Source organism: Desulfosarcina sp. (genome assembly GCF_041551955.1).
Classification (GTDB): Bacteria; Desulfobacterota; Desulfobacteria; order Desulfobacterales; family Desulfosarcinaceae; genus Desulfosarcina.
This window is the reverse complement of sequence record NZ_JBFELV010000378.1, coordinates 1-5,071: the sequence shown is the minus strand read 5'-3', so window position 1 is coordinate 5,071 and position 5,071 is coordinate 1. Positions and strand designations below refer to the sequence as shown.

The following is a 5,071-nucleotide window of genomic DNA, read 5'->3' as shown; positions in this document are numbered from 1 at the left end:
TCAGCGCATTGGACGCCGCTACCAGCACCGCCGCTTTTGCCTGTGCATCGAAATCGTAACGCTTGATCAGCTGTTTGATTCTTCTCAGGTAGACGGCTTTGATGAATCGGAACGCATTTTCAATGGAGGTGGGTTCGGGGGTGCACACAAAGATCCCGCTGCTGGAAGTCAGGAAAAAATCAAGGGTGTTGAAATTGGTCCCGGCACCCAGATCGATGAGTACATAGTCAAAGGGAAGCCTCTTGATGGCATGGATCAGCTTGATTTTTTGGGCATAGAACAGGTTGGCAATCTCCATGGAACAAGTGGAGGAACTGATCAGAAAGAGGTTCGCGACCGGGGTGGGAGCCGCTGTGGCTTCCAGGGTTGGCGCATGCTTATTCAAAAAGCGGTTCAACCCGTCCCTGGGCGCCGACATCCCTAAAAAGGTATGCAGATTGGAGGCGCCCAGATCCAGATCGATCAGGGCAACCGTCCTGCCGTGCCTGGCAATCAGCGCCCCCAGGCTGGCGGCGACAAAGCTCTTGCCAACCCCGCCTTTCCCCCCCCCGATTGGATAGATCTTCGGCATCGATTCAGTATCTCCAACGTTTTCCACAGGTACCCGCTATCTGCCCATATCACAGGGATCAGCCTCTGTTCACCCGTCGTGCCCGCCGGCAGAAAACAATCATCGCCGCTGCCGTGCGGCACGATACAACCACTTCGCTAATCCATCGGTTATCCAACCGTGACCATTCAATAAGCTATTTTGGGGTCACAAATCAAGGTTTGGCCCCGGGTCTCAGCGCAGGCCGCCTGGAAATCGGCCTAAAGATAAAAAAACCATTGTCAAGCACGCGCCAATCAGCTGACAATTGAACAGTAATTCATCCCCTTCATCGACCTGCTGCCCCCGTGCTGGCACAACAGAACGCGCGATATCACTCCAGGGGCCCCGGTTAATTCAGCGGCACGATAGCGCATGCTAAAGCGCTCTCACCCAGTCAGGTATCATCATCGGCTAAAACGGCAAAAACAAAAGGAGGAAGGGGATTATGAAAAAGAAACAACACGGGTCTTGGTTGGTTCTGGCGGTGGCAACCCTTTCGTGCGTTCTTCTCTTCAACGGCAGCGCAGCCAGCTCGGGTTTTGCCATCATCGAGCAGAGCGCCGCCAGTGCTGAGTATGCCTACGCCGGTGCGGAATCCGTTGCCCAGATTGCCAGCACCGATTTTTCAACCCGGCCGGTATGGCCCTGCAGTCCGGCAACGAGCTGTGTGTCGGCGCCCACTATATTATCCATAGTGCCGAGTTCAAGCACCCGGGCTCGACCACTGTGTTGACGACGCCGCTTGCCGGGGGCAACGGGAGTGACGGCGGCGAAGCGCCCCTGGTGACCAACCTGTTTTACAAGCACTGCTTTTCCGAACCGTGCAAAGCCGGCATCGGCATCACCGCCCCGCGCAAACTGGCTGCCAAGAATGACAATGGCGCCTCCCAGTCAAAGAAACCGGGAGGCGCCATATACTTCACGATATTGTGAATCAATCCTATTCGATGGGGGTAACCGTCATAACATCGATGACCTGACCGCCCTCGACCTCGGCAATCGTGCCGGTGACTTTGACCAGTTTGCCGACCATCTCCGACAGGTCCTTGCCGGCCACCACATAGGCATCCGTTCCTGTGGCAAGCGCCAGGCCTTTTTCAGTCTGAACCAACCTCCCGTCGATCTCGGCAACCTCGGCCCCGGCCGATGCCGCCATCTGAGGTGATGCCTTCGTTTCGCTTTGTTCGACCTGCCCCATGGTGGCCGGCGGCTTTTCCGAACAGGCGATAACGAAAAAAAAGGCAAAACCCAATGCAGCAACGATCAAAAACGTCTTCATTTCTTCCTCCTCTCATATGGTTTACAGTTTATATTGCGACGTCGGTGCGTCGCGACTCCCGAGGCCTATCGAGAACAGGAAGCCAAATGGTGTGGGTCTCATGCGAGGATCTGGGCAACAGGCCTTACAACGCGGAGCTGGAATGGGTGTCTTCTCAATGAGAAGCAATTTCGATTCCAATTTTTTCCCCATTGAAATCATTTGTAATTTGTGGCCCTGCCACCAAACCAGACCCTATTCGGTTGCAATTTTTGCACACCGATCGGAAAAATTTGGGTCGACGCTCTTTTCGCCACCGGGGCCGTCAGTCACCGTGAGGGGTGAGGCCTTGATTGAGAGGCAATGGCGGCAGGTTGCCCATGTGCCTTCAGCACAGCAGCCGATAGAGCTGCCAGGCTGCGCACAGGTGGTGAAACATCAGCAGGGATAGCCGGACCTGCCTCCACAATAGACTTGTTAAACCGGCGTTTTCTGAATAAATTGAAATGGCCTTCCCGTGCAGGGGGTGCCGCCCGCTAAAAAGCGCCGAAAGGCGGAACAGCCTGTTGGCGGTAGAACCGCGTTAAAAAAACGGGTCCGGATGCACCGCCACCCAGATTTCCTTGACAGGCTCAATTTGATAAAGGAGAAGATGCCATGGAAATGAAAACCGTCACGATCGACAATCCCGAACAGCTCAATTTCATCTTGGGGCAGTCCCACTTCATTAAAACCGTGGAGGATGTTTATGAGGCCATCGTCAATACGGTGCCCGGCGCCAAATTCGGCATCGCCTTCTGCGAAGCCTCCGATGTCTGCCTGGTGCGCTCTGCCGGCACGGATGAGGGCTTGATCGGGCTTTCCCAAAAAAACGCCCTGAACTTAGGGGCCGGGCACTGTTTCATCATTTTCATGCGCGACATGTTCCCGGTCAACATCCTCAACACGATCAAACAGGTACCGGAGGTGTGCCGGATCTTCTGCGCCACGGCCAATCCGGTCGAAGTGATCATTGCTGAAAGCTCGCTGGGGCGCGGCATCCTGGGGGTCATCGACGGTTTTGCCGCCAAAGGCATTGAGGGGGAGGCCGATATCGCCAAACGAAAATCCTTCCTGCGTGCCATCGGCTACAAAATGTAATTGCAGCGACCCGAACCTGCCGTGGTGTATACCCACACGGCGCCGGACCGATAGCCAAGAGGGACTCTACACGAGATGCTGAAAGATCGTCGCATCACATGCTGAACGACCTGCGCAGCAGGCCTTTTTCCGGCCTTAGCCGAGGTCAAGTGGCCGTATGCTCGGCGCATCCACTGGTATTGGCGGCGGTCGCCGTCGAGGCCAAAAAGGAGGGCACGCCGCTGCTGGTGGAGGCCACGGCCAACCAAGTCAACCTGTCCGGCGGTTATACCGGCATGACCCCGGCTGATTTTGCCGACCACATGACGCGCCTGGCAGCCGATCGAGGATTGACATCGGAGCAGATCCTGCTGGGGGCCGATCATCTCGGCCCCCACCTCTGGCGCCACCTGCCGGCAGTGGAAGCCATGGCTCACGCCGAGGCGTTGACCCGATCCTTTGTGGCCGCCGGGTACGGTAAGCTGCATCTGGACACCGGCCGTTCGTGCGCCGATGACCCCGGGGGCCGCCTGCCGACGAGGCTGGCGGCGCAGCGGGCCGCAACCCTGTGCCGGGCCGCCGAATCAGCCGCCGGCCATTTCCGAAAACGACCGCCATTATATGTGATCGGAACCGAGGTGCCGGCACCGGGCGGAGCCCTGGGGCCGGACGGGACCATGACCGTCACCAACCCTGAGGACCTGAAGGTTGAACTGGCGCACTATGAAGAAGCCTTCAGTCGGGCGGGAGTCGAGCAGGCCTGGCAGCGGATCGTCGCCGTGGTGGTGCAGCCCGGTGTGGATTTCGACAACCACCGGGTGGCCGCCTACGATTGGCAGGCGGCAGCGAAACTGTCGGCATTCCACGAGCGGTTGCCCAACGCCATGACATTTGAAATTCACGCCGTCGATTATCAGACCCCGTCGGCCCTGAAACAGATGGTAAGGGATCACTTTACCCTGCTCAAAATCGGCCCCTGTCTCACCTTTGCCCTGCGCGAAGCGCTCTTTGCCCTGGCCCACATCGAAAATGAACTCCCCGGCCTGGCCCATCCGTCCAACCTGATGGCGGTCATGGAGCGGCTGATGCAGGCCCACCCCGAACACTGGGACACCCACTGCCACGGCACCGCACAGGAGCGACACTATCTGCGCCGGTACGGCCTTCGCGACCGCATCCGGTATTACTGGCCCCGGACCGAAGCCCGAAAGGCCTGTGAACAGTTGATGCACAACCTTAGCAAGCCCATTCCGCGCCCGCTGCTGCTGCAGTTCCTCCCCGACCTGACCGAAGCCATCACCAGCGGAGCCCTGCCCGCGATACCGGCGGCCATCCTTCAGGCACGCATCCAGTCCGCCTTGCACCCTTATGTCGATGCCTGCCGAAGACACGCGCATAGGGCGTCTAGATGATGTCGGTGCAAAACAGATGGGCTGACATCTGTTAAGGCATGCAACGGCGAAAAAGCGGAGCAACCAGGCAGGTTGTGAGCACGGTGAGCCGTTTCATAACATCGTCATGTGCGCTTAGATGAAATAGAGGTATCATGATGGATATTGCCAAGTTTCTACCCCCTTTCTGGATGTCACGAATGGTGAATTCCAAGGATGGCATGGCTTATCTCATTTTGACTACCCTCCGGCAAAGCTGGAGGACTTCAGGTCTCGTGCTGTCAAGGGATCGCGGCAGTAAACATGCGCCGCAGTGACGAAGGATGAAGCGTGACGCAGACATCGGACTATTTACAAAGCCGTCAACAGTGAATTATGATTCGTATCGAAACCCTGAGTAAGATCGCTGACGGCCGGTTGATGGTCTTCAATGACGCCGGCGCCCGTATGTTCGAGGGCAGTTACCAGGCGATTGTGGAAGATCTGAAACAGGTGGCGATTCAAGCTTCAGCGGGGCTGGTCTATTTTCTGGACAATGCCCTGTCTCCCCGTATGCCGGGGCATCTGATCGACCACCTGCCCGGTGAGCCCTGGTATGGGTTCGCCCGGGTCACCCGGCACCTCACCGACCCGGACTTTGCGAGGGGACTGAAAGTATCCGGGTGTGTCATGGCCAAGCTGGGAGTGGAATCCGGGGAGCAGGATGTACTG

Annotated in this window: 5 protein-coding genes and 1 pseudogene; 4 read left to right on the top strand and 2 right to left on the bottom strand. The window is 57.5% G+C overall.

What is annotated here, in order from left to right; all coding sequences use genetic code 11:
- Window positions 1–571 (bottom strand): P-loop NTPase (locus tag ABYV26_RS20540; protein WP_372683229.1); only part of this gene is annotated, 571 nt, incomplete at its 3' end.
- A gap of 660 nt (window positions 572–1,231) precedes the next feature.
- Here ABYV26_RS20540 and ABYV26_RS20535 point away from each other — a divergent pair.
- Window positions 1,232–1,525, top strand: coding sequence for a hypothetical protein (locus tag ABYV26_RS20535; protein WP_372683228.1), 294 nt, complete (start codon window positions 1,232–1,234; stop codon window positions 1,523–1,525).
- A 7-nt stretch (window positions 1,526–1,532) separates the two neighbouring features.
- Here ABYV26_RS20535 and ABYV26_RS20530 read toward each other — a convergent pair whose 3' ends face one another.
- The gene (locus ABYV26_RS20530; protein ID WP_372683227.1) at window positions 1,533–1,871 is read right to left on the bottom strand and encodes a hypothetical protein; all 339 of its coding nucleotides are present in this window, start codon (window positions 1,869–1,871) and stop codon (window positions 1,533–1,535) included.
- A 636-nt stretch (window positions 1,872–2,507) separates the two neighbouring features.
- Here ABYV26_RS20530 and ABYV26_RS20525 point away from each other — a divergent pair.
- The 3 genes and pseudogenes from ABYV26_RS20525 to ABYV26_RS20515 form a co-directional block, all read left to right on the top strand.
- Window positions 2,508–2,990 (top strand): adenosine-specific kinase, encoded by a 483-nt coding sequence (locus ABYV26_RS20525; protein WP_372683226.1) that lies wholly within the window; start codon window positions 2,508–2,510, stop codon window positions 2,988–2,990.
- Between the two features lie 98 nt (window positions 2,991–3,088).
- Window positions 3,089–4,381 carry a class II D-tagatose-bisphosphate aldolase non-catalytic subunit gene (locus tag ABYV26_RS20520; RefSeq protein ID WP_372683225.1) on the top strand — a complete coding sequence of 431 codons (1,293 nt, stop codon included), beginning with the start codon at window positions 3,089–3,091 and terminating at the stop codon, window positions 4,379–4,381.
- A gap of 354 nt (window positions 4,382–4,735) precedes the next feature.
- A pseudogene (locus ABYV26_RS20515) lies at window positions 4,736–5,071 on the top strand (hypothetical protein); the annotation flags it as partial.